The sequence below is a fragment of the Xanthomonas prunicola genome, assembly GCF_025266575.1.
Taxonomy (GTDB): domain Bacteria; phylum Pseudomonadota; class Gammaproteobacteria; order Xanthomonadales; family Xanthomonadaceae; genus Xanthomonas; species Xanthomonas prunicola.
In genome coordinates this window covers 3,062,357-3,085,365 of sequence record NZ_CP096142.1, presented here as the reverse complement: position 1 = coordinate 3,085,365, position 23,009 = coordinate 3,062,357, and the positions used below count along the sequence as shown (strand labels likewise).

The 23,009-nt window shown below is 64.5% G+C and carries 23 protein-coding genes and 1 tRNA gene; 9 read left to right on the top strand and 15 right to left on the bottom strand.

Going from position 1 to position 23,009, the window contains the following annotated elements; genetic code table 11:
• Positions 1 to 70: 70 nt before the first annotated feature.
• The gene (gene rocF / locus M0D43_RS13085) at positions 71 to 994 is read right to left on the bottom strand and encodes an arginase (RefSeq protein WP_252161745.1); all 924 of its coding nucleotides are present in this window, start codon (positions 992 to 994) and stop codon (positions 71 to 73) included.
• A gap of 320 nt (positions 995 to 1,314) precedes the next feature.
• Here rocF and M0D43_RS13080 point away from each other — a divergent pair, with 320 nt between their 5' ends.
• The 5 genes from M0D43_RS13080 (at position 1,315) to tmk (ending at position 4,874) form a co-directional block, all read left to right on the top strand.
• Positions 1,315 to 1,767: a roadblock/LC7 domain-containing protein gene (locus M0D43_RS13080; RefSeq protein WP_252161744.1), complete on the top strand. Its 453-nt coding sequence runs from the start codon at positions 1,315 to 1,317 to the stop codon at positions 1,765 to 1,767.
• Between the two features lie 63 nt (positions 1,768 to 1,830).
• Positions 1,831 to 2,190: a roadblock/LC7 domain-containing protein gene (locus M0D43_RS13075; protein ID WP_252161743.1), complete on the top strand. Its 360-nt coding sequence runs from the start codon at positions 1,831 to 1,833 to the stop codon at positions 2,188 to 2,190.
• A gap of 97 nt (positions 2,191 to 2,287) precedes the next feature.
• Positions 2,288 to 3,205, top strand: a complete 918-nt coding sequence (locus M0D43_RS13070) for a hypothetical protein (protein ID WP_252161742.1) — start codon at positions 2,288 to 2,290, stop codon at positions 3,203 to 3,205.
• On the top strand, positions 3,202 to 3,744 hold the full coding sequence (locus M0D43_RS13065) for a GTP-binding protein (RefSeq protein ID WP_252161741.1): 543 nt from the start codon (positions 3,202 to 3,204) through the stop codon (positions 3,742 to 3,744). The genes M0D43_RS13070 and M0D43_RS13065 overlap by 4 nt, the downstream gene beginning before the upstream one ends.
• A gap of 446 nt (positions 3,745 to 4,190) precedes the next feature.
• The gene (tmk, locus tag M0D43_RS13060) at positions 4,191 to 4,874 is read left to right on the top strand and encodes a dTMP kinase (RefSeq protein WP_252161740.1); all 684 of its coding nucleotides are present in this window, start codon (positions 4,191 to 4,193) and stop codon (positions 4,872 to 4,874) included.
• 395 nt (positions 4,875 to 5,269) lie between these two features.
• Here the strand turns inward: tmk and M0D43_RS13055 are convergent.
• From M0D43_RS13055 to birA, 4 genes are all read right to left on the bottom strand, one after another.
• Positions 5,270 to 5,345: transfer RNA gene (locus tag M0D43_RS13055), tRNA-Thr, on the bottom strand.
• Between the two features lie 32 nt (positions 5,346 to 5,377).
• On the bottom strand, positions 5,378 to 6,292 hold the full coding sequence (locus tag M0D43_RS13050) for an SPOR domain-containing protein (protein ID WP_252161739.1): 915 nt from the start codon (positions 6,290 to 6,292) through the stop codon (positions 5,378 to 5,380).
• A gap of 9 nt (positions 6,293 to 6,301) precedes the next feature.
• Positions 6,302 to 7,030, bottom strand: a complete 729-nt coding sequence (locus M0D43_RS13045) for a type III pantothenate kinase (protein WP_252161738.1) — start codon at positions 7,028 to 7,030, stop codon at positions 6,302 to 6,304.
• Entirely contained in the window at positions 7,027 to 8,043 is a 1,017-nt protein-coding gene (gene birA, locus M0D43_RS13040; RefSeq protein WP_252161737.1) for a bifunctional biotin--[acetyl-CoA-carboxylase] ligase/biotin operon repressor BirA, read from the bottom strand. Before birA ends, M0D43_RS13045 begins: the two co-directional genes overlap by 4 nt.
• Positions 8,044 to 8,349: 306 nt before the next feature.
• Here birA and M0D43_RS13035 point away from each other — a divergent pair, with 306 nt between their 5' ends.
• A complete protein-coding gene (locus M0D43_RS13035; RefSeq protein WP_101364445.1) occupies positions 8,350 to 8,664 on the top strand; it encodes a hypothetical protein in 315 nt (104 codons plus the stop codon).
• Between the two features lie 8 nt (positions 8,665 to 8,672).
• A complete protein-coding gene (locus M0D43_RS13030) occupies positions 8,673 to 9,428 on the top strand; it encodes a M90 family metallopeptidase (protein WP_252165059.1) in 756 nt (251 codons plus the stop codon).
• Positions 9,429 to 9,572: 144 nt separating this feature from the next.
• Here the strand turns inward: M0D43_RS13030 and M0D43_RS13025 are convergent, their stop codons facing one another.
• The 6 genes from M0D43_RS13025 to dusA all read right to left on the bottom strand — a co-directional run bounded on the left by M0D43_RS13025 (position 9,573) and on the right by dusA (position 16,432).
• Entirely contained in the window at positions 9,573 to 10,757 is a 1,185-nt protein-coding gene (locus M0D43_RS13025) for a DUF1501 domain-containing protein (RefSeq protein ID WP_252161736.1), read from the bottom strand.
• A gap of 119 nt (positions 10,758 to 10,876) precedes the next feature.
• Positions 10,877 to 12,466 (bottom strand): DUF1800 domain-containing protein, encoded by a 1,590-nt coding sequence (locus M0D43_RS13020; RefSeq protein ID WP_252161735.1) that lies wholly within the window; start codon positions 12,464 to 12,466, stop codon positions 10,877 to 10,879.
• A 120-nt stretch (positions 12,467 to 12,586) separates the two neighbouring features.
• Complete coding sequence (locus M0D43_RS13015) at positions 12,587 to 13,957, bottom strand: ATP-binding protein (protein ID WP_252165058.1); 1,371 nt, start codon at positions 13,955 to 13,957, stop codon at positions 12,587 to 12,589.
• 74 nt (positions 13,958 to 14,031) lie between these two features.
• The gene (locus tag M0D43_RS13010) at positions 14,032 to 14,715 is read right to left on the bottom strand and encodes a response regulator transcription factor (RefSeq protein WP_002808458.1); all 684 of its coding nucleotides are present in this window, start codon (positions 14,713 to 14,715) and stop codon (positions 14,032 to 14,034) included.
• 71 nt (positions 14,716 to 14,786) lie between these two features.
• Positions 14,787 to 15,089, bottom strand: a complete 303-nt coding sequence (locus M0D43_RS13005) for a hypothetical protein (RefSeq protein ID WP_252161734.1) — start codon at positions 15,087 to 15,089, stop codon at positions 14,787 to 14,789.
• A gap of 338 nt (positions 15,090 to 15,427) precedes the next feature.
• Positions 15,428 to 16,432 (bottom strand): tRNA dihydrouridine(20/20a) synthase DusA, encoded by a 1,005-nt coding sequence (gene dusA, locus M0D43_RS13000; protein WP_252161733.1) that lies wholly within the window; start codon positions 16,430 to 16,432, stop codon positions 15,428 to 15,430.
• A 174-nt stretch (positions 16,433 to 16,606) separates the two neighbouring features.
• Here dusA and M0D43_RS12995 point away from each other — a divergent pair, with 174 nt between their 5' ends.
• Positions 16,607 to 16,963, top strand: coding sequence for a hypothetical protein (locus tag M0D43_RS12995; protein WP_252161732.1), 357 nt, complete (start codon positions 16,607 to 16,609; stop codon positions 16,961 to 16,963).
• A 36-nt stretch (positions 16,964 to 16,999) separates the two neighbouring features.
• Entirely contained in the window at positions 17,000 to 17,179 is a 180-nt protein-coding gene (locus M0D43_RS12990; RefSeq protein ID WP_252161731.1) for a hypothetical protein, read from the top strand.
• A gap of 131 nt (positions 17,180 to 17,310) precedes the next feature.
• Here the strand turns inward: M0D43_RS12990 and M0D43_RS12985 are convergent, their stop codons facing one another.
• The 4 genes from M0D43_RS12985 to dinG all read right to left on the bottom strand — a co-directional run bounded on the left by M0D43_RS12985 (position 17,311) and on the right by dinG (position 22,917).
• Complete coding sequence (locus tag M0D43_RS12985) at positions 17,311 to 17,535, bottom strand: hypothetical protein (RefSeq protein ID WP_252161730.1); 225 nt, start codon at positions 17,533 to 17,535, stop codon at positions 17,311 to 17,313.
• A gap of 566 nt (positions 17,536 to 18,101) precedes the next feature.
• Complete coding sequence (locus M0D43_RS12980; RefSeq protein WP_260807248.1) at positions 18,102 to 18,677, bottom strand: ankyrin repeat domain-containing protein; 576 nt, start codon at positions 18,675 to 18,677, stop codon at positions 18,102 to 18,104.
• 57 nt (positions 18,678 to 18,734) lie between these two features.
• Positions 18,735 to 20,240, bottom strand: coding sequence for a catalase KatB (gene katB / locus M0D43_RS12975; RefSeq protein ID WP_260808270.1), 1,506 nt, complete (start codon positions 20,238 to 20,240; stop codon positions 18,735 to 18,737).
• 541 nt (positions 20,241 to 20,781) lie between these two features.
• Entirely contained in the window at positions 20,782 to 22,917 is a 2,136-nt protein-coding gene (dinG, locus tag M0D43_RS12970; RefSeq protein WP_252161728.1) for an ATP-dependent DNA helicase DinG, read from the bottom strand.
• Positions 22,918 to 23,009: the final 92 nt, after the last annotated feature.

Sequence of the window (23,009 nt, the reverse complement as noted above, 5' to 3'; positions counted from 1 at the left end):
GCTTGGCGCCAAATCTGACTGCGCGGCCGTGGATTTGATGTGAACGCGGTGCGCCGCGTTCAGCGCTGGATCAATCCCGCATCAGCGTCGACTTGCCAAACAGGCTTTCGACCAGATCCACCGCCAGTTCAGCGGTCGCGTTGCGGTTGTCCAGCACCGGGTTGAGCTCGACGATATCCAACGACCCCATGCGCCCGGTGTCGGCGATCATCTCCATCACCAGCTGCGCCTCGCGGTAGTTGGGGCCTCCATGCACGGTGGTGCCCACGCCCGGCGCGATGCTGGGATCGAGGAAGTCCACATCGAAGCTCACGTGCAGGTGCGTGTCGGCACTCATGTCCTGCAACGCGGCCTCCATGGTGCGCTTCATGCCGGCTTCGTCGATGTAGCGCATGTCGTACACATCGATGCGGTGCTGCTTGATCAGCCGCTTCTCCTCCGGGTCCACCGAGCGGATACCGATCTGCCGCACCTGCTCGGGCGACAACGCCGGCGCACTGCCACCCAGATGGGTCAGCGCCTGCGGGCCCAGCCCGCACAAGCAGGCAACGGGCATGCCGTGCACATTGCCAGACGGCGTCACCTCGCTGGTGTTGAAGTCCGAATGCGCATCCAGCCACAACACCCGCAACGGTCGGCCCTGCTCGCGGCAGTACTTGGCCACCGCAGTGATCGAGCCGATGCCCAGGCAATGATCGCCACCGAGCATGATCGGCATGCGTCCGGCACGCAGTTCGGCGTAGCTGGCATCCATCAGCGCCTGGTTCCAGGCCACCACCTCGTCCAGATGCCGGTAGCCGGCTTGCGGTGCCTGCCAGGGATTGCGCGGGCCATCCAAATTGCCCAGGTCGCGTACCTCCACGCCGCGGCCGACCAGCGCCTCGTGCAGGCCGGCGATGCGGAGCGCCTCCGGTCCCATGCGCGCGCCAAGGTGGCCGGCGCCGATGTCGGTGGGAACGCCAATCAAGGAAACCGGCACGTACTGCGTTGCCATGCATTGCTCCAGCATCGATAAAGCCAAGCAGTCTAGTGGCCCGCCCGCACCGTGACGCGCGGCAGCGCAGCACGGCATCTGCCATGCCATGAACAGTGCGACGAAGCGCGAGGTTTAGATCTGCCTCTTCGCGCCGCTACCGTGACGTGCCATGACACTTTGTGGCGCGCCGGACGTTGCCGATCCTGCCTGTCTGACCGCCCAGTTAAGCAACACGGGCCGGAGTGACAGCCTGCTCGGATCCGGGTGGTGTGGCGCGCCGGCCAGCGCAGCACGCCACGTATGCACGCGCTCAAGCCATCAAGCAACAGGGGGATTTCATGCCGAATAACGCCGTCAACCAGGTCGTCAAGGCTGCCGTGGGCGACGTCCCGCGGGCGTCGCATCTCTACGATCTGCAGCGTATCGGGCACGAGTTCGCGCAGACCATCGAGCGTGAGCCGGGCATCCGTCTGTTGATGCTTTCCACCGCCGATGGGCGCGCTATTACCGAGCAATCCAGCCTGGATGTGGACGGTCGCCGGCTTGCCGCAATGGCCAATTCGTTCCTGACCCTGGGCGAGACCCTGGCGCGCGAATCCAGCCTGAAAGAGGCAGATTACGCCACCATCAGCACGCGTGCCGGGCAGCTGGTGTTGATCCGCATCCGCGCCGACAAACCGCTGACCCTCACTGCCGTGGGCGGTAGCGACATCAATGCTGCTGCGTTGCTGTTCAATGCGCGCGATTGCGCCGGCCGCCTCGCCACCGTGTTGACGCCGCCGCAAGGCTGAGCGCTTGGCACCGTTTGTGCATGCCGCAAGACACTCATTACTCACCGCTTGTAAGGACGACCTGTGTCAAAACTCAATCTGGAACACCTGCATTCGCTGGCCGGCTTCGTCGGTGCGGCGCTGGTCGATAGCGACAGCGGCATGGCACTGGGCATGACCGGCGGTGCCGAGCTCAACCTGGAACTTGCAGCGGCCGGCAATACCGACGTGCTGCGTGCGAAGCGCCGCATCGCCGAACAGCTCGGTTTGAACGACACCATCGAAGACATCCTGATCACGCTGGCGCGCCAGTACCACCTGCTGCGCCCGCTCGAAAGCAACGGCGCGCTATTCCTGTACGTGGTGCTGGACCGCGCAAAGGCCAATCTGGCCATGGCCCGTCATGAGCTCAAGGCATTCGAGAAGACCCTCGATTTCGGTTGATGCCAATCATGCGGCGCAAGCGCGTTGCCTGCTCCAGCCTGCCGGTGCGTACCGGCAGGCATCTCGCTCTTCCAATGCGCCGCCACGGCGCCGGCTCATGACTACACCCATCAACGCCATGCGGGTCGCTACCGCCGGCCTGGACCTGCTGCACACCACACGCCTGAAACTGGCGTGCTCGCTGCTGCTCGCCGAACGCATCGACGTGCAGATGGGCGAATGGCCGCAGCATGTCGCCGATGTCGTGGTGCTGAGCCTGGACAGCGCCGATGGCCTGGCCGCCTGGCAGGCGCTGCAGGGGCAACCGGTGCGTGTGCTGGTGGTGTCGCGCACGCCGGTTGCAGGCGCATGGATCAAGCACGGCGCCACCGTGCGCGAGCTCAACGAACAGGTGCGCATGCTGTTGTCCTCGCCACACGCCACCCCGGTAGCGGAACCAGCGCTGTTGCTGCGGCATTGCCGCGGCGAATTCGGCACCGGCGTGGTGACCCTGCAGCATGCGCAGTTGCAGATCCGTGTGGACCCGCGCAATGGCTGCGTGCACTTGCCGGCTGGCGTGGCGCTTGGCGAGGTGATCGCCGCGCTCGACCGTTCGGGCTGGCATGCCGTGCCCGACCTTGCTGCCACTGCGTTACCGCAACGCCTTTCATTCGAAGCGCTGTTCTTTGCCCTGCCCGGGCATCTGCGCCCGGCACTGCCGGCCGTGGAACCCAGCCATGCGCTGCAACTGCGCCAGTGGCCGGAATTGAGCGCGGAGACCAGTTCGCCAGCCCAATTGCTCGCCATCGCCCACCTGCATGCACGTCCGTGGCGCCCGCAGGCGCTGGCCAGCGCTTGCAAGCTGCCGCTGCAAACGGTGGAATGCCTGTTCGCTGCTGCACTCGCCAGCGGCCTTGCCCAGACTGCGGAGATTCCCGTGCCTGCAACGCAGCGTCGTCCGGACAGCGGCAACACGCGGTTCTTTTCCTGGGTCGCGCGCCGGTTCGGCCTTTCCCTCTTCCAGGCGCAGTCATGAGTCTTCCAGCCAACAAGCTGGTGTTCGTCGGCGGCATGGGCGCCGGCAAGACCACCGCAGTGCGCGCCATCTCCGATGTGGAGCCGGTCAGCACCGAAATGCCACTCAGCCAGGATGCGTACGGCGACAAGACCTACACCACCGTCGCGCTGGACTACAGCTCGATCGAGCTGGAGGACGGTGAGCTGCTGCACGTGTACGGCGTGCCCGGTCAGAAATACCTGGATTTCATGTGGCCGCTGGTGTGCGACGGCGCCTTGGGCGTCATCGTGCTGACCAACGCGCGCGACCCGCAGATGCTCAATGCCACGCTGGCGTTATTGCGGGAGTTTGCGCAGATCGCACCCCAAGCCAGCCTGGCGGTGGGCATCACCATGACCGATGAAGTCGAAGATTTCCTGATGCCGCCATTTCGCGATGCCTTGGTGGCCGAAGGCTTCCGCATCCCGGTCATGCGGGTGGATGCGCGCTCGGCCACCCAGATCACCTTCCTGGTGAAGTCGCTGCTGTCCTATCGCTACACCTCGGCGACCAGCTGATCATCAGCGCGCCTGGCGCGTGCATGTGCGGCAGAGATGGTGAGTGAAGACAAGGAATCCGGTCACGACGTGCCTGAGAGGGCGTCACGCGGGGGATGCCGCCTCTAGGGTGGCGGCGACGCGTCCGTCTTCCTTGAAGCCATAAACACGACTCAGTCGTAATACGAATGTGCCGTGTGTCTGACTTATTCAGTATGGAGTGCGGTCAGAAACCGGGACATCGGGACGTTCCCGACATCACGCAGGACATACCGGCGATAAGTCATCGGCATATGCCGCGTCACCTGCCAGACCTTGCGTGGCTGTGTTCGCTGCATGCTGGCACATCACGTTGCGGCAGCGTTCGCGCTGTGTGCGCGCATCTGCAACTTACTGGGTCGGCGCGTCTTCGCCATCGCGCCGCTGCCGGCTAGGGGTCCATCGCCACGATCAGATAAAGTAGCGCGATGACAATTGAACTGAACCCCGGCGGCTTGCTGATCGCCATCGAAGGCATCGACGGCGCCGGCAAGACCACCCTCGCGCGCCGCCTGGCCACCACGCTGGAAGCCGCTGGTGCACGCGTCGTGCTGAGCAAGGAGCCGACCAACGGCCCCTGGGGCACCAAACTGCGCCAGTCCGCCGCCACCGGCCGCCTGAGTGCGGACGAAGAAGCCGAGCTGCTGATCCGCGACCGCCACGAACACGTGGACACCCTGATCGCGCCCGCGCTGGGACGCGGCGACATCGTGATCCTGGACCGCTACTTCCCCTCGATGGTCGCCTACCAGGGTGCCGCCGGCCTGCCGCTGGACGATCTATTGGAGCGCAACGCCTTCGCGCCGCGCCCGGACGTGCTGTTGCTGCTCGACCTGCCCCCGCCCACCGGCCTGGCCCGCATTCGTGCCCGCGGCGATGCGCCCAACCACTTCGAAACCCCGGACAACCTGGAACGCTGCCGCACGATTTTTGCCGGCTTGGAATTGCCAGGCAAACATGTGGTGGATGCCAGCGCCGACGCCGACAGCGTGCTGCGCCAAGCCCACGCCATCATCGTGGCCGCACTAGCCGACCGACTGAACGGCAATGCAGCGCAGGCAGATAACGGCAAGGCCGCGCTGGAACTGCTATCGGCCGGCCGCCCCGCCTGATTGCTGCACGTCTGTCGCGCAACAGGACGTCGCGCTATGGGTGCGGCGCCTTGCAGGCAACTTGGCCGCAAGCGTTCAGCGCGCACAGTTCAAGACCCTCACCTTCCGGGAAAGAAGGCAACGCTGGCACGCCACAGGTGCGCATGCATTGGAGTGCCCGCGTCGCAAGCGCGAATGGCATCCGAGATTAGGGCGCGGATAAGGCAAGCCACCATGCTCGACGGTCGTGCTTCTTCACCGGACGCTGCGCGCACGAACGTCAGTTGGAAGCGATGGCGCTCGCCACAGGCCACCGTGGGTGGCGACCGGTCGAACGAGAACTCCATACCCAGCACAGCGTGCTCTCGAGCAGCAGCACAGCCAATCACGATTGTCGCGGACGCGTGGATCGAAGATGGTGCCGGCACCCGGATTCGAACTGGGGACCTACCGCTTACAAGGCGGTTGCTCTACCAACTGAGCTATGCCGGCGAAGGCAGGCGCATTGCGCGCCGGTGCGCATTCTAGCGCAGCGCAGCGCAATCTAGCGAACGCTCGCGCGCGGCACCGGCAGCACGTTGCAACACGCTGGTGGCCGCGCTGCTGCGCAGATCGATCCACCAGCGCGATTGACCGCTGCCGCTGGGCACCAATTGCGCCGGGAACCCTGCGCCGACCAGGCTGGCCTGGCGCCGCTCAGCGCGCTCGCGGCTCTGGTACTGGCCTAGGGCCACGGTGTTGTCCTCACCCTGTGCGATCACGTAGTAGTCGCCCATACCAGCCGCGGCAATGCGCTTGACCAGGGCCTGCGCGGCTGCGCGATCGCCCACGTTGGGCAACATCACCCGAAACGTGCTGACGCCAGCGTCCTTGTCCTCGCGCAGAGTGGCGCGACTGGCCTGCCCACGCACGCGCGCCAGCGCCGCATCGGCATCGGCGCGTGCCGCGAATGGCCCCAGGCTGGCGCAACGCTCCGCTGCAGGCACAGGCGGTGGCGACGCGGTCGGCGATGGTTTTGCAGCGGCGACGCTGTCGGCAGGCGTTGCAGCAGTTTTTGTGGTCGCCGACGTCTCGGCTGCGGCACGCGGCGTTTCCGCTACGGCAGCGGTGGCCGATGTCGTCGATGCAGGCGTAGACGCGGCTGCACTGGCAACTGCCGCCGGGGTGGGCGTGGGTACCGATGCGGAGACAGGTGTCGATGCTGGTGTGGCCGATGCGGTCGACTCACTCTCCGCTGCCGACGCCGATCCCGTAGTCGCCGCTGCACCCGGCAGCGCAGCCCCGCCAACAGCCGTCAGGGTTGGCAGCAACTCCAGCCGCGCGACACCCGTCGGTTGCGGCGGCGCCAGCGGCGGTGCCGGCGGCGGCTGCACGGCCCACCACAATGCCACCCCGGCATTGAGGACGATCAAAACGACGATGAGGGCGCGGACATACATGCGCCGATTCTACGGTGACGCCGCCGCGGTCGCCCACGTCGCCAGACCGTCCAGCACCAAGGCGGCGCGGAACGTGGCGGCGGGCAACAGCGGTAGCAGCGGCGGCGCGCCGCCGCCATGCACCAACAGCCGCACCGGCACGCCCAGGTTGCGTTGCGCGTGCTGCAAGCTGCGCTCAATCAGCGCCACCGCCGCGCCATCGCAGCCGGAGGTCAGCGCATCGTCGGTGTCGATGGCCAGCTCGACATAGTCACCGCCGCTGGCCGGCAGCTGCACAGCGCGCGCATGCAGCGCTTCGCGCATGGTGGTTGGCGAGGCGGCGATGCGGCCGCCGTGATGCAGGCCATCGGCGCCGAGCACGTCGATCGTCAATGCGGTACCCACGCCGGCCACCAGCACCGGCGCGTCGCCCCGCGCACCCAGCAACGCCAGAAAACGGTCCACACCGAAACGGCTGGGGTCGGCATAAGCAATACGGATGCCGGCGCATTCGGCGGCGGTCCGCACAATGCGCACCTGCGCAAAGCGCTCCTGCAGGCAAGCGATCATGCGCTGGGTCAGTGCCGGTGCGGCCACGCTGGCGACGTGCGCGATACGCCCGGACGGCAGCGCCGCTAGTGCGGCCGCATCCATGGCCTCGGCGCCGTGCGCCCATGCCTGCACCTCGCCGGCACGGTTGCCGTGCAACGGCGCGTACTTGAACCGCGAATTTCCCAGGTCGAACAACCACTCGCTCATGCAGGTCTCACGCTCACTTCTCCGGAGTGGAACAGGCGCACCGTGTCGCCCAGTTGCACCCGCAACGCGCCGTCGGCCGCCAGGCCGAGCGCGACGCCACGATGGCCGGTGCCGGCCTCTTCGACCTGCACCGCACGCCCGCTCAAGACATCCAGGTCTGCATAGCGCCCCAGGAACGGCGCCAGCCCCTGCGCCTCGAACAGGCCCAGTGCCGGTAGCAAAGCGGACAGCACCGCCGCGGTGACGCGGTCGCGCGACACCGGGCTGCCAGCCAGGGTATCCAGGTCGATCCACGGCTGGTCGATGCTGGCCGCTGCTGCCGCCGGCATGTGCACGTTCAAGCCCAGCCCGATCACCGCACGCGCGTTGCCGGCCATCTCGCCGCCACCTTCGATCAACAGGCCGCCCAGCTTGCGCTCGCATGCCAGCAGATCGTTCGGCCATTTCAGACCGACATCGGCGAACCCGCAACCACGCAAGGCTTCGGCCACTGCCACCCCAACAGCCAGGCTGAGGCCGGCCAACTGGCCCAGCCCGCCACTGAAACGGCGCGACGCCGACAGATAAATGTGTGCGCCCAGCGGCGAGGTCCACTGGCGTCCGCGCCGGCCGCGGCCGCCGGTCTGGCGCTCGGCCAACAGCACTGCCACGCCGTGTGCGGGCGCCGGCTGCGACAGCAAGGTGGTGTTGGTGGATTCCAGCGTCCAGGCCACATCCAGCGCCGCCAGGCCGGCCGCTGCATCGGGTGCCATGCCGGCGCGAATGCGCGCCGCGTCCAGCAGATCCAATGGCGTGGCCAGACGATAACCGTCGCCGGCCCGTCCTTCGATGTCGACACCGGCCGCGCGCAGATTCTGGATGCGCTTCCACACCGCTGCACGGGTCAGGCCGGCATCGCGTGCCAGCGCATCGCCGGACAGCCGGCCACCGGCGAGTTTGGCCAGCAACGCACGATCATCCACGGCTGCGGCGCACCATAAGGCGTGAGCGGACGACGGCGCGGGCTGCAGCATAGCGAGAGAAGGCCTGCGTTGCGCACCCGGCGGTTCGCCAGGGCAATGCGCGTGCCGCAGTAGCGGCTTGCCACAGGAGGCATGCCGCTGGGTTGGTGGCCGGCAGCACACAGGGGGCATGCGGTGGCTGGTCATCACGCGCGTCGGAGCAATGCCCCGCGGCGCCTGCGCCGCAACGCTGGCCTCCGGCGCCTCTCATCTCAAAGTGCATCACGCGCCCGAAGTCCCCGAATCCATCCGCCAAAGTATGCGCCAAGCCCTCCCGGGCGCCCAGCGCGGCTTGCGTGAGGGAGTGAAAAGCGCGTTATGATCGGCGACTCACGCCGCTTGCCCTGGATGTGGACGATGCGCCGAATCACGGTTTGCCTGTTCATGCTGTTGGCTCCGCTTGCCGCCCTGGCATCGGACCAGCTAGTCGACGGCGATCATGACAGCTGCGTCAGCACCAACTCGGCCGCACGCGGCAGAACGCCGGCTCCCGAGGCAGCACCGGCACGCACCAGCCCGCACAAAGCCACGCCGTCCACCGGCGGCGGCGGTGGCAGCGATGGCGATTCGTTATTCCCGCGCATGCGCACCATGCCGCGTTGGCACAGTTTCCTGCCGGGCATGTTCCGCTGATCCAATGGTTGACGCGCTGGCTGCGCCGGCCGCCTCCCGAACTAGCTGATGCGCTGTGGCAGCCGCTGTGCAGCAGGTGCGCGTGGGTCGCAGCGCTCGATCCGCCCCGACAGCAACGTCTGCGCGCATTGACCGCGCAATTCCTGCATCAAAAAACCATTTCGCCTGTCGAGGGGCTGCAGCTGCAACCGCACGATCGGCTCGTGCTGGCCGCGACCTGCTGCCTACCGCTGCTGGAAATCGGCGCCGCCGGTTGGCGCGGCTGGTCACAATTGATCGTGTATCCGGATGCGTTTCGCGTGCAGCGCACGCACATGGATGCGGCCGGAGTGATGCACGCATGGGACGACACCCTGATCGGCGAAACCTGGGAGCAAGGTCCGCTGATCATCAGCTGGGCTGATGTGCAAGCCGATCTGGACGACCCGCGGGCGGGCTTCAACGTGATCGTGCACGAGATGGCGCACAAGCTCGATGCACTGGATGGCGCACTCGACGGCACACCGCCGTTACCCCGCGATGCGCAGCGCAGATGGGCACGGGATTTCCAGCGTGCCTACGATCTTTTCTGCCAACGCGTCGAGGCCGGCGAAGACACCGAGATCGACCCATATGCCGCCCAAGCACCGGAAGAATTCTTCGCCGTGGTCAGCGAATATCACGTCTCCGCACCGCAGGTGCTTGCGCGTGTGATGCCGCAGGTTGCTGCGCACTTGGAACGTTTTTACGGGCCCTCGCCGTTTGCGGCTTCAGTGCAGCGTTGAGTGTGGCGAATCACTAGACGGCGTCGTTGTCGCCTTTCGCAAACGTCACCTGCAGCCGTCGCTTGAACAACCGCAGATGCATTAAAGCAAATCCGCCGTCATACCCTGCACATGTTCTTGCGTGCGCTTGGCAGCTCTCCAAGCTCAGACCAATCCAAGATCGCGTGGTTTGCCGCCGGGAAAAACCCGCTCCAATTGCGCGGGCGACAGGCCCCACATGCGATTCAGCAGCCCGCCGAACAGGCTGCGGTAATTGTTGAGCACGGGGTAATCGCGGTTCTGCAACAGCTGCTTCTGTTCGACCGCTACTTGTTCGCCAGCGATACGGCCGCCGTGCACGCCTCCGCCCAGCACCCAGTACGTGGTGCCGTGGCCGTGATCAGTGCCCTTGCTGCCGTTCTCGCGGAAGGTGCGGCCGAATTCGGAGATCACCACCACCACGGTGTCGTTCCACGCCGGCCCCAGCGCATCGGCATACGCGGCCAGCCCTTGACCGAGATTGCGCAGGTTGTTGGCCAGTCCACCTTCCACACTGCCCTGATTGGCATGCGTGTCCCAGCCACCGACATCGACAAATCCCAGGCGATAGCGCTCGCGCATCAAGGTTGCCATGCGCCGGGTTTCATCGGCAAAGGTGCGCGCACTGGCGGCGCCACGGCCGGCCTGCTCCATCTCTTCGCGCAGCTGCGCGGTGACCTGCTGCCGCAGCGCCAAGCCGTCGCGCGCAGCGGCGGCCAGCGGCGTGCTGTCGTACATCTGCGACAGGATCTGCGCCTGCCGCGCATCCAACCCTCCCTTGCCGATGCCCCGCAACGACACATTGGGTAAATCGCCGCCACCTTGAAACGTCAGCGGCAACGAATCGGTGAACGCGATCGCTGACACCCCACTGAGCACCCCCGACAGGCGCGCCATGAACCCGGAGCGATAATCGCGGTGCTTGCCGGCTTGGCCGGATTCGATATCGTCCTGGGTTTCGAAATGACTGCGCGACAGATCGTCGGTGCCGGCGAACGGCACGAAGGCCACTTGCTGGCGTTCCCACAGTGGCATCAGCGCATCGCGCATCACCGGGTTGAGGCCCCACTGCGCATTCAGCGCTACAGCACTGTTTGGATTGGCCGGATCCGGCCGTGCAATCGCCAGGCTCGGCCGCGACTGGTAATAAAAATCGCTGCCGTACGGCACCAGCAGATTATTGCTGTCGTAGCCGCCACGCAGAAACACCACCAGCATGCGCGCGCTATCGCGTGGCGCAGCGAACAGACGACCGGCCCACGGCATGCTTGCAGCGGCTGCAGAGGCAAGCAGAAATTGACGTCGTTGCATGGTGCACTCCCGCGGCGATGACCGCTTGGCATTCGTTAGATCGTTGGATCGGGTGTTTTGACTCTACAAGCGTTGAATCGTTGGCGTTGCATCAGCAGATCTGAATCGGTGCGATCGCGTCAGCGATAGTTGAAGTCAGGCGACGACAGCAAAAATCCGTTCCATTCGGCAGGCGAGCGCGCCTGGTCAAGCGCCTGCTGCGTGGTGGCCGACAGCGAGGGCGCCAGCCAGCGGTACGAGGGGCGCGTATCGATTTGCGTCACTGCCGGAATCGGGGTGTCGTTATCACCATCCAGACGAAACAGTTGCTTCGGTCCGCCACCGATCGAACGCGCGACTTCAAAGCGCCGCGCCAACTGTCCGGAACTGGTCCAGGCCTGCGACTGCAGCGACCAGCCATCGGGGGTGATGCGTCCAAACAACGGTTCACCCAGCTGCTGCACCCAACTGGCCATCGGCGCGGCATTGATCACCGGTTGATCCTCATAGGCCACCCGCATCGCCGACACCACGAACCGGTTCGGGTCCTTGAACTTGCGCGGTTGCGCCTGCGCAAACTCCGGCGACGCGAGCATGGCCTGCATCACCTTGGCGATATCGCCATCGCTGCGCTGGAAGGTGTTGGCCATGCGCGTCACCAACGCAGCGGGGGGCGTGTCGCTGACGAAATACTCCGCCAGGCGTTGCGAAATGAAATGCGCGCAGGCCGGCTGCCGCACCAACAGCTGCACGGCGCGCTCGATCTCATCCAGACCACCTCCGGCGATGCGCTGGCCAAGCAGCATCTTGTCGCCGGGTTGATGTCGCGCCGGATTGAATTCGAACAAGCCGTTGCGCACGACCTGCGCCTGTCCTGGCGCTGCGGTCGGCAACGGCGGTGCGCCACTGGCCTTGATCGGCACCAGGCCTGCGCCGGTGAGGATCAGCGCCAGCTGCTGCACATCCTGCTGGCTGTAGCCGCCATGCACACCCAGCGTGTGCAGTTCCATCAACTCGCGTGCGTAGTTCTCGTTGACCTTGCCCTTGGCGTTCTTGGCGTTGTCCAGGTATTCCAGCATCGCCGGGCTTTGCAGCGTGGCCATCACCAAATCGGCGAATTTGCCGGTGGCATTCGGGCGAATCGCGTTTTCCATGTAGTCGGCGGCCATCCATTTCACCCGCGCCTTGTCGGCATACACGCTGAAATGATTGAGCCAGAACCACACCAGTTGCTCGCGCAGCTGATCCGGCGCGTACACCGCGCGCAGCAATTGCGCCTGGCGCGCCTGCACCAACATCTGCCCACCGCGCGCCTGCCAGTCCTTCTTTAGGGCCACCTTCTCATCGCCATCGGGCATGGCCTGCAAGCGGACCTTGTCGGCCTCGTATTGGGTTAGCAAATCCACCAGCGGGGTATGCAGCCCATCGAAGCGCTGCAGCTGCGCGCGCACCGGCGCGGGCAACGCCGCGTCATCGCTGGGCTGCAATAGCAGGGCACCGAAGCGCTTGGGGCCCAGCCGTGTCAGTTGCGTGGCGCTGTTGGCATCCACGCCGTAGGTGGCGCGTTGCAGCCAACGCGTCTGCGATGGTGTGAGAGGAGCGTCGGCAGCCGTGCAATTAAGCACACACACGCTGCCGATCAACAGCGGCAGCGCGCGCCATCCACGCCATTGCCGCGCGCGTGCCACACGCGTTTCCATCCGCCCTGCCTGGCTAACTTGCTCGAACATGCGGCCCTCCATCGCAACGGCTTACCGGCTCAGTATGGGTACGCCAACGCATGAGGGGTTAAACGGTTGTCGGAAGGTCTGCCGGCATTGACCACGTGTTCATCGGGCCATTTGCGACGGTCACAAGCCCGGCGGCAGGGTCACATCGAAGCGGGCGCCGCCCAGTTCCTGGGAGCGCACCACCTGCAGCTCGCCGCGGTAGGCCTTGATCAGATCCTGCACGATCGACATGCCGATGCCGTGCCCTTGCACGCGCTCATCCCCACGTACACCGCGTTGCAGGATCTTGGCCACGTCTTCCGGCGCGATGCCGGGACCATCGTCTTCCACCGAGAGGATCAATCCGGCGCGACGGCTACCGGTCGTGGGGCCCGGTTGTGCGGTCAGCAGCACCCGGCTACGCGCCCACTTGAAGCCGTTCTCCAGCAGATTGCCGAGCAATTCCTGCAAATCGCCCGGCTCGCCGTGGAAGCGCGCTTCGGGCGAAATATCGAATTCGCACAACACGCCCTTGACCGAATACACCTTCTCCAGACCACGCACGATTTCTTCGGCGGTCGGCTCGATCGGCAAAGGCGCGGCGAATAACTTGTGTCCGCTGGAAGCGGCGCGGGCCAGCTGGTAAGACACCAGATCGTTCATGCGGCGCAGTTGCACATCCATTTCTTCGTGCAGATCGCGCTCGGATGCGCCGCTATCCAATTGCGTGCGCAATACGGCGATGGGTGTCTTGAGGCTATGCGCCAGGTCGGCCAGCGTATTGCGCTGGCGCTCCAGGTTATCGCGCTCGCTCTCGATGAAGGCATTGATGCTGTCGGTCAGCGGCTCCAGCTCGCGCGGATGCTGCTCGCTCATGCGCTGGATCTCGCCGCGCTGCACCTTGGTCAGCTCATTGATGACCCGCCGCAGCGGACGCAGGCTCCATTGCAGAATAAAGGCCTGCAGCACCAGCAACACCACACCGGCGCTACCGAGGTAGAACCATACCGCACCACGGAACACGCGCAGCTGCGCGCCCATCGAGCGCGCGTCTTCCATCACATAGATGGTGTACGGAATCTCGCCGCCGTGTTCGCGTTCGACATAACTCACGCCCAGGCCGTAGCGATACAGCTGCCCAATGCTGCCATCGATCTGGGTCATTTCCAGCGGGCCGATGAACTCTTCCTGGCGCGGCTCCAGCATGCGGCCGTGCGGAATATTCGGGCCTTCGGCAGACATCGAGGTCCAGCTTTCGTCCGGACGCACGACTTCGACATAGAGCCCGCCGCCAGGCACATCGAAGCGAGGGTCGGGCGGTTGCCCGCCGATGTACAGCGACCCATCGCGCACGAAATCGATATTGGCCGCGTACGCCGAGGCGTAGTTCTTCAGCCGCTCGCGCAGATTCTTTTCGGCGGTGTCGGCAAACGCCACATCCAGTGCGTAACCGGCCAGCGCCAGGAAGGCCACCAGACTGAGGCTGGCGGCCAGCAGCTGGCGGGCCTGCAATGAGCGCGGCCGCCAGCGTCTATACCACTTGGAGCGGCCCGACACTTGATCTTCCTGCTCGCTGACGCGCGGACTCAGCCTTCGGTACGCGGAATGGCGAACCGGTAGCCGCGGCCACGAACGGTTTCGATCGGTTTGAGCTCCCCATCCGGATCGAGCTTCTTGCGCAGGCGACCGATGAACACTTCCAGCACGTTCGAGTCGCGGTCGAAATCCTGCTGATAGATGTGCTCGGTGAGGTCGGCCTTGGAGACCAATTCGCCGGCATGCATCATCAGGTACTCGAGTACCTTGTACTCATAGCTGGTCAGGTCGACGTTGGCGCCATTGACGCTCACCGTCTGTGCTGCCAGGTCCAGCGCGACCGGACCGCATTCCAGCGTGGGCTTGCTCCAGCCAGCCGCACGGCGCAGCAGCGCGTTGACGCGCGCCAGCAACTCTTCGACGTGGAACGGCTTGACCAGATAGTCGTCGGCACCCTGCTTGAGGCCTTCGACCTTGTCCTGCCAGCTCGAACGCGCGGTCAGGATCAGCACCGGGAATTTTTTGCCTTCATCGCGCAGGGCCTTGATCAGCTCCATGCCCGACATTTTGGGCAATCCAAGGTCAATGATGCCGACATCGAACGGAACTTCACGGCCCATGTAGAGGCCTTCTTCACCGTCCTGTGCAGCGTCAACCGCAAAACCTTCGCGCTTCAGACGCGCCGCAAGGGTTTCGCGCAGCGGAGCTTCGTCTTCGACCAAAAGGATACGCATGCACTCTCCCTAGTTACGTTGTCGGCCAATGGCCGGGGAATTTATAAGACTGAACGTAGGACTATCTACGTTCAGTGGTTATCGTCGCGTGGTGGCGCGTCCGGCGGCGGCAAGTTACGCGGCGGCGCGGCCTGCGTCTGCTCAGGCTCATACACCGTGTGTACGCGCCCGTCTTTCATGTACTTGACCCGGTTGAGATTTCCGCCATCGAACGGCACGCGCTCGGCACCGAGGATCTGTCCACCGGTGGACCGTTGTACGTGTCGGATGGTGTCCGACAGCGTGCGGCTATTACCACTGGCCGAGGGCGGCAACGCCTCGCGCCCGCTCTGCACCATCGGGTAGCCCTGGCCCCAGGCCGACGGCACGGCCATGGCAACCCAAAGGGCAACCAGAGCGATTTGGCGAGCGCGGCAGAGCAATCGGGTCACAAATGAATCCTAGCGGGTTGTTCAGGAACATTCAAAATTCGTGAAATCGACCGCGCGTTGCTGAAGGTCGAGCGTCGGAATCGAGCCAAATTCTTGATTTTTCGGGGTGAATCCGATCTGAACTTTTTAGCTTCGAGTTAACGGCGTTCAGTGAAATGAATATTATTGGTGCTCAAAGCGACGATGGGCGCGGGTTGTAACGGACGCGCGCCTCCGCGAAGCACCCATTGAAACCGGCATATCCCAGCAGCCCGTTCAGGAATGCAAGCGGTGGGCCAAAACTAGGCGACCACCCGCCAGCACTGTGTATCGGTACGCTGCAGAGCCTGCTCGACCAACTCCCAACCAGCGCCTGGACGGTGTGCGCCTTCGCTCAACACCTGCCGGAATGCGCGCCCGCCGGGCTGCCCATGGAACAGGCCCAGCACGTGCCGCGTCATGTGCTTCAGGGCCAGACCTTGCGCCAGCTGCGATTCCACATACGGCTGAAACGCGCGCAGCAAGGACTCGCGCGGTTGCTCGGGCTGCTGGTTCAAGGCGGCATTCAGACAATGCAGGACATATGGGTCATGGTAGGCAGCACGACCGAGCATGACGCCGTCGGCGTGCTGCAGATGCGCCATTGCGGTGTCCACGGCCGTAATGCCACCGTTGAGCACCATTGGCAGGCCGGGCCGCTCCTGCTTGAGCCGGTACGCCCAGTCGTAACGCAGCGGCGGCACTTCGCGGTTTTCCTTCGGCGACAGGCCCTTGAGCCAGGCATTGCGGGCATGCACCACCACCATCGCCGCGCCGGCCGCGACCACCTGATCGACAAAGCGGGCGAACACCGCGTAATCGTCATCGTCGTCCACGCCGAGGCGGCATTTGACCGTGATCGGCAGGTCGGTGGCCGCACGCATGGCAGCGACGCACTCGGCCACCAGCGCAGGCTCGCGCATCAGGCAGGCGCCGAAGCGCCCGGCCTGCACGCGGTCGGACGGGCAGCCGCAGTTGAGATTGATTTCGTCGTAGCCCCATTCCTGCGCGATGCCTGCCGCCTGCGCGAGCAGGGCCGGATCGCTGCCGCCAAGTTGCAGCGCCAGCGGGTGTTCGACCGGATTGAACCCGATCAGCCGCGTGCGATCGCCATGGATCACCGCGTTGGCGTGCACCATCTCGGTATAGAGGCGTGCAGACGGCGCCAACAGGCGATGGAAGACCCGGCAATGGCGGTCGGTCCAATCCATCATCGGGGCGACGGACAGGCGCAAGGAGGCGGCGTAGCGATCGGCGGAAGCGGTCATCGACTGAAGTGGCCGCAATGAGCAGCCATTAGAATGCGAAGCAGGATCAATAGCTTACACGGGCGCCGATGAATCTACGGCGGTGCGGCATGGCAGGCTGGGGCCGGTGCCTTTCGGAGCTGGCTGCGGGATCGTCTGGTGGCTACGCGAGGTGCCAGTCATTCAGGAGGGAACATGAGCTACGACTTGGACTTCTGGAAATACAAACCGGGGATTTGGCTCGACCATCAGTTCGTCTATGAAAGATTGACTGAAGGCGAGCATGTGGAAGGGCTTGAAGAACTCCCAATAGAAATGATGCTGTCCCGTCTCGAAGAACTGTTCTCAGATGGCTGGGCCCAGTTAGATGTACTGCATTACGAGAGCGATGATCGCGGTGTCTTCCAGATCTTCACTACGGCGCAGTTCTTCCGGGTTGACTGCTATGAAATGAGTAGTGAAGACATGAATCGTTTTATTGACCTGGGGAAAGAGTTCGGTTGCCCTCTTTACGACCCCCAAGTGGAGACTCGCTACGATGGAAACGGCTAGCACTTCGTTCAAGCCAACGCTGCTTCAAGACGCGGCTTGATTCACGCCATCAACCTGCATCAGCTGGCCAACTACGAGCATGACGCGCGATTGTCGATGGCGCTGATGATGCGCTTCAGCGGCCAGCATTGCGGCTGCGCTGCATTGTCGGGAGGAGCGAACAACATCGCGTTGACGCTGTTTTCGTTTCCATCGCTCGCCAAGTGCGAGCGGTAACGGGAGGCATCGCTGATGCGCGTTGCCTGTCTGCGTTCGCCTCTGCGGCGAACGCCTTGCATCGTCAGTGACGAGTGGAGCTTTCCACGTCCAGGACTGCAGTAACCGCTGCGCCTGGACGACCCCGTCACTTACGGGTTACGGACACCAACGCGCTCTTCGGTGCTCAGCGGCTTGCCGAGGGCGTGGTACGAGGCGATCAGCGTGATCAGGGCGGTGCCCATGACCGTGTAGAAGCTCCACGACTTGGCCAGCACGTGCACTTGGCCGAACACCAGTGCGACGACGGCAGTGGCGGTGCACAGCACCATGGCCAGCAGAGACATCAGGAAAGGGATGGAAGGATCGAGCTTCATGGTCCGGGGGTTCCAAGGTGCGATGCGATAGCTGCAGCATCGGCCTTCCCGTCGCTTTCTTGAACTGTTTTCTGCGCTTTTCTTCAGGCAATTTTGAGCAAGTCAGCAAACGCTCAGTTTTCTGTCAAAGCCTTGGCGCGCAAGGATTTTCGTGTCAGAAAACTCCTGACGCACTGGCGGAAAAATCGCCACCTGCGCCAGAGTTCCAATGCGGTCGCGGCGGAAAACCGACAGGGCTGCGCAGGGGGGTTTGGCGCTGCCAAAGCGCGACTCTGACATGCCGCGATGGATGCGGCCATCCCGAGCGTTACCGCCGGAGTGGCAGATGTGGCCAGACCGAGGTGAGCGAGAGCGTGGAGCAGGCGTGCAACGTCTAGTGCGGCGTCTTCGCCCAGCGCCGGCGCGCGTCGCGACAAGAACATCTGAGGGACTGCCTCCCTGTCGCACAGCAGGCATCGGCTGCGAACGGGTGTTCTGTTCCCTCCAATCGGATACGAGCCGAACAACGTGCATCGCAGCACGGCCAATGCGGCACGCTGGGAAACGCGCGAACCTACCCGGCACGCTCAGCGCGCCGGGGCGGTGGCGAATTCGCCGCGCTGCAGCTTGGTCACGTCGTTGCCCTGCCCGTCCTTGAGGCTGAGGTCTGCGCCCTTGGCGGCGAGGTCCTTAAGCACGTCGGTGCGTTGGAACAGCGCTGCGTACATCGCCGCGGTCTGGCCGGCGTTGTTGCGTTGGTCGGGGGCGCAGTCGGCCTGCATCAGGCGCTTGGCGATACCGAGCTCGCCCTTGAAGATCGCGCCCATCAGCGCGGTGTTGCCGCGCTTGTCCTGCGCGCAGGGGTCGGCACCGGCACTGAGCAACTGTTCCACCGCCGGGCGTTGGCCGTGGTAGGCGGCCAGAATCAGCGCGGTATAGCCCTTCTCGTCGCGGGTATTGAGGTCGTAATGCGAGCGAATGAACTCGGCCAGCATGTCCTGGCGACCTTCGCGCGCGGCATCGAAGAAGTACTCACGTAGCTGCAGCTTGATCTGCTCTGGGCTTGACGTGGATGAAGTGGCCGCTGCGGGCGTGGCAGACGGCGAGGCAGCGATGGCTGGCGCGCACAGGGCGCTCAGCATGACCAACAGCAGGGTGCGCATATCGCTCTCCCAAAACGGGGACGGCACCGCGGCATGGCCGCGATGCCGTCGGATGGATCAATCCTGCAGGCTGGAGGCCAGCTGCTTGACGCGCGCCAGGTCGCCCTTGGCAACGCGGGTCACGCCAGTGCCGTACTCGGGGTCGGCCTTGTACAGGAACGACAGCACCAGGTGCTTGCTTTCGGTGTCGGTGGTGGCAAGCGACTCGCCAAAACTTTGCACCAGATCGGCGCGATCCTTCTTGCTGTAGGAGCGGTACAACTCGCCGGCCTGCTTGAAGTTCTGCTCGCGGGTGATCTTGGCCTGCTGCGTGGTGCCCGACAGCGGCAATTCGCTGTAGCGTGCGGCGGTGTCCTGCGGACGCGGCTCCAGGCGGCTCGGCTCGTAGTTCACGCCGCTGGTGGTGTGGCCGTTATTGCCTTCGCCATCCTGGTTGCCGTTATTGACGGCCACGCGCGGGCGGTTGACCGGCAGGCTCAGCCCGTTGGCACCGATGCGATACAGCTGGGTGTCGGCGTAGGAGAAGATACGGCCCTGCAACAGACGGTCTTCAGACGGTTCGATGCCCGGCACCAGGTTGGCCGGCGCCATCGCAACCTGTTCGGTTTCCTGGAAGAAGTTGTCGACGTTCTTGTTCAACACCATCTGGCCGACCTTCTGCTCCGGCACGTCCGGCCAGATCTTGGTGGCGTCGAGCGGATCGAAATCGAACTTGGCCAGATCTTCGGGCTTGAGCACCTGCACGTACAGGTCCCACTTCGGAAAATCGCCCTTCTTGATCGCCCCGACCAGATCGTTGGTCAGGTGGCTGTAGTCCTTGGCCTGTACGGCGGCGACCTGTTTGGGATCGAGATTCTTGATGCCCTGCAGCGACTTCCAGTGGAACTTGACGTAGTGCACTTCACCCTGCGCATTGACCAACTTGTACGCGTGCACGCCGTTGCCGTCCATGAAGCGATAGCCAGCCGGGGTACCTTCGTTGGAGTACAGCAACGTCAGCGTACGGGTGGCTTCGGGCACATGCGAGAAGAAATCGAAGCGACGCGAATCGTCATCCAGATTGGTCCGCGGGTCTGGCTTGAACGCATGCACCATGTCGGGGAACTTGATCGCATCGCGAATGAAGAACGTGGGGAAGTTGTTGCCGACCAGATCCCAATTGCCTTCGCTGGTGTAGAACTTGGTGGCGAAACCATGCGGGTCGCGCAGCGTTTCCGGCGAGTGATTGCCGTGCACCACCGAGGAAAAGCGCACGAAGACCGGAGTTTTTTCGCCAGCGCTGAAGACCTTGGCTTTGGTCAGGTTGGACAGATCGGCGGTGGCGGTGAACTCGCCTTTGACGCCAGTGCCGCGCGCATGCACCACGCGTTCGGGAATGCGCTCGCGATCGAAGCGCTGCAGCTTCTGGATCAGTTGCACGTCCTGCAGCAGCGTCGGGCCGGTGGCGCCGGCCGTCTGCGAATTCTGGTTGTCACCGACCTTTGCACCATTGTCGCGGGTCAGAACGGATTGGGCGAAGGCCGGCGGGGCGATCAACGTCGGGGCTAGCAGGGCTAGCACCATGAGGTGTCCAGGGCGCATGGCGTCAGCTCGTTTGGGGAGGCTGAATCATGGCCAGCAGGCCGAAGCATGAGAAGTCGTTAGTTACGATCGCTGCGATAGGGGAACATGATGATGACTGCATTGCGTGATATGCATCGCCAAGTTCGCGAGCAGTGGGTTGCAGATAGCTGCAGCAATGGGCGTCTACATGCAGCATCCACATCGATTTTGCATGGCCTGAGTCCGAATCGCTCTCAGCGACTGCGGTCGCAGTGTGTATCTCACCGGTCGCAGGTTGCGCTCACGCAATGTGGCACAGATCAAGGTACGCAGCGTCCGCTATAGAAGCGCTGCAGCATGTGAGTTCATCGAACGACACCAGTGCACGCGGGCACAGAGATGCGGAGCAACCAGCTTCGCTCTCTTGCTGCTGTAGAACCCGGCGACGGCGTGCAGCTCGCGGCAATCGTACGGCATGCTGCACGCGTACCGGCTGCGTCATCTAAACGATCCCATGTGCATCGCGCTACGCTGGTGTTCGTGCTGATATCTCAAGCAACACTCAGCGCCCAATCACCCGCTTGAACGGCGGCAGTGCATCGATGATGCGTTTGCCGTAGCGGCGGGTGAGCAGGCGCGAGTCGAGAATGATCACGCGGCCATGGTCGTTGGAGCTGCGGATCAAGCGGCCGGCGAACTGCGTGAGCGTGCGCAGCGCATGCGGAATGGCGATCAGGTTGAAGGCGTTATGACCGCGGCTTTCCAGCCATTCGCTCAAGGTGGAGGTCTGCGGATCGGTCGGCACGGCGAACGGCACCTGGGTAATGACCACCGTGGTGCAGGCCTCGCCGGGCAGATCCAGGCCTTCGCCGAAGGAATTGAGCCCGAACAACACAGAGCCCTCGCCAGCGGCGATGCGGCGCAGGTGTTCGGTGATCAGTTGCGACTTGTTGCCCTCGCCCTGCACCAGCACGCGGTTGCGTTGCGCCAACGGCATCAGGTCGGCCACCTTTTCCATCTTCCAGCGCGAGGTGAACAGCACGATGCTGCCCTTGGCGTTCCAATCCAGTTCGCGCACCAGATATTTAGCCACTTCTTTCGGATGGCCTTCGCGGTCGTCGGGCGTGACCGGGAAATTGGGCACGATCAGTTCGGCCTGATTGGGCAGGTCGAACGGCGAGGCCAGCGAGGCCATTTCGGCGTGATCGGGCAGCCCGTTATCGATGGCGAAGGATTGGAAATCGCCGCCGCCGGTGAGCGTGGCCGAGGTCATCACCACCGAATCCACCTCGTTCCAGATCATCGTGCGCAGCACTTGCGCGGCCGAAACCGGCGAGCAGTGGCAGATCAGGTCGCCGTCGCGCGAGAGGGTGATCCAGCGTGCCATCGGCGGCTGGCCTTCCTTGTCTTCGCGCCGCCAGCCGCTCCATAGATTGTGCTGCTGCTCGGCCATTTCCAGGGCCAGGCCCAGGTTACGTTGCAGGCGCTCGCGTGCAGCGTCGTCCTGCTTGCCCTTGGCTACCGCGCCATGGGCGGCATGCACCCAGTTGAACAGCGCGCGGGTTTGTTCGCCGAGTTCTTCGATGGCCGGACCCCACTGCGGCGGCAACTTGCCGTTGGCCGCACGCCACAACGGATCACGCTCGCCGGGCTCGGGCTTCCAGACGCGCTCGACCTCGGCATGGAAGGCCTTGAGCAGTTTGGACACCCGCGCCGCCACGTCGATGGCTTCGTTGGGCAGCAGGTTGCCGATCTTGTCCTTGTCCACCGCGCGGTACGCAGCGGCGATGAGAATCTGCATGCGGCCAGTGCGCTTGGCCATCTCGTCCAGCGGCAGATTGGCCGCCCCCTGGTCGATCGCCACGCCGGCGATGTGATGGCCCTCGTCGAGCACCAGCAGCATGTCCGACGGCGGGGCGATCAGCGGCTGGCCGTTTTCGGCATCGCCCAGCGACAGCGAGGACAGCAGCAAGGCGTGGTTGGTGACCACGATCTGCGCTTCGCGCACATCGGTGCGTGCCTTGAGCACCGGGCACTGCGCGGCATAAGTGCAACGGCGCCCCGCGCAGCCGGAGGCGGGCGTGGTGATGCGCATGCGCAGCGGCACCGAAACCTGCTCGGGCGCATCGTCCAGGTCGCCGTTCCAGGTGCGCGCGGCGTAGGCCTTGGCTAGCCGCTTGGCCAGATCCGCATCGACGGGGCTGAGCGGGCGGTCGTACAGCGCCTGCTCGTCTTCGAACATGGCGTTCTGGCTGGTGTCGCCTTCCAGTTCGGCGGCATTGCGCGTGCACAGATAGCGGGTGCGGCCCTTGGCCAGGGCCACGGTCGCTTCCAGCCCGGTGGCCTTGAGGAAGGCCGGGATGTCGCGCTCCACCAGCTGCGATTGCAGCGCCACGGTGCCGGTGCTGATCACCAGCTTCTTCTTGGTGGCCAGTGCGATCGGCACGCCAGCGGTGAGATAGCCCAGGCTCTTGCCCACGCCGGTGGGCGCTTCGGCGATGCCGATACCGCCGGAGGTGGCCAGCGCACGCGAGACCAGGCCGATCATCTGGCTCTGCGCGCGGCGCGTGGCGAAGCCAGGCGTATTGGCCTGCAGCTTGGCGTAGGCGTCGCGGATGCCGGCCTTGATCGGGTCGGTCAGCACACGCTGGGTCGGAACGGGCGCGGACGGCGCAGCCGGTGGGGCAAGGTCACTCATCGCGTTATTTTCGCATGGACCGGCGCAGCGCCTGCGACCGGCGTGGTGCGCGGCTGAACGTGTTGCTTGTGCGGGGCGATCGTGCGGCCAAC

Excerpts from the sequence above, each read along its gene's own strand:
- rocF (WP_252161745.1), bottom strand. The coding sequence starts at position 994 with ATGGCAACGCAGTACGTGCCGGTTTCCTTGATTGGCGTTCCCACCGAC.
- M0D43_RS13080 (WP_252161744.1), top strand. The coding sequence starts at position 1,315 with ATGCCGAATAACGCCGTCAACCAGGTCGTCAAGGCTGCCGTGGGCGAC.
- M0D43_RS13070 (WP_252161742.1), top strand. The coding sequence starts at position 2,288 with ATGACTACACCCATCAACGCCATGCGGGTCGCTACCGCCGGCCTGGAC.
- M0D43_RS13065 (WP_252161741.1), top strand. The coding sequence starts at position 3,202 with ATGAGTCTTCCAGCCAACAAGCTGGTGTTCGTCGGCGGCATGGGCGCC.
- tmk (WP_252161740.1), top strand. The coding sequence starts at position 4,191 with ATGACAATTGAACTGAACCCCGGCGGCTTGCTGATCGCCATCGAAGGC.
- M0D43_RS13050 (WP_252161739.1), bottom strand. The coding sequence starts at position 6,292 with ATGTATGTCCGCGCCCTCATCGTCGTTTTGATCGTCCTCAATGCCGGG.
- M0D43_RS13045 (WP_252161738.1), bottom strand. The coding sequence starts at position 7,030 with ATGAGCGAGTGGTTGTTCGACCTGGGAAATTCGCGGTTCAAGTACGCG.
- birA (WP_252161737.1), bottom strand. The coding sequence starts at position 8,043 with ATGCTGCAGCCCGCGCCGTCGTCCGCTCACGCCTTATGGTGCGCCGCA.
- M0D43_RS13035 (WP_101364445.1), top strand. The coding sequence starts at position 8,350 with ATGATCGGCGACTCACGCCGCTTGCCCTGGATGTGGACGATGCGCCGA.
- M0D43_RS13025 (WP_252161736.1), bottom strand. The coding sequence starts at position 10,757 with ATGCAACGACGTCAATTTCTGCTTGCCTCTGCAGCCGCTGCAAGCATG.
- M0D43_RS13020 (WP_252161735.1), bottom strand. The coding sequence starts at position 12,466 with ATGTTCGAGCAAGTTAGCCAGGCAGGGCGGATGGAAACGCGTGTGGCA.
- M0D43_RS13010 (WP_002808458.1), bottom strand. The coding sequence starts at position 14,715 with ATGCGTATCCTTTTGGTCGAAGACGAAGCTCCGCTGCGCGAAACCCTT.
- M0D43_RS13005 (WP_252161734.1), bottom strand. The coding sequence starts at position 15,089 with ATGGCCGTGCCGTCGGCCTGGGGCCAGGGCTACCCGATGGTGCAGAGC.
- dusA (WP_252161733.1), bottom strand. The coding sequence starts at position 16,432 with ATGACCGCTTCCGCCGATCGCTACGCCGCCTCCTTGCGCCTGTCCGTC.
- M0D43_RS12995 (WP_252161732.1), top strand. The coding sequence starts at position 16,607 with ATGAGCTACGACTTGGACTTCTGGAAATACAAACCGGGGATTTGGCTC.
- M0D43_RS12985 (WP_252161730.1), bottom strand. The coding sequence starts at position 17,535 with ATGAAGCTCGATCCTTCCATCCCTTTCCTGATGTCTCTGCTGGCCATG.
- M0D43_RS12980 (WP_260807248.1), bottom strand. The coding sequence starts at position 18,677 with ATGCGCACCCTGCTGTTGGTCATGCTGAGCGCCCTGTGCGCGCCAGCC.
- katB (WP_260808270.1), bottom strand. The coding sequence starts at position 20,240 with ATGGTGCTAGCCCTGCTAGCCCCGACGTTGATCGCCCCGCCGGCCTTC.
- dinG (WP_252161728.1), bottom strand. The coding sequence starts at position 22,917 with ATGAGTGACCTTGCCCCACCGGCTGCGCCGTCCGCGCCCGTTCCGACC.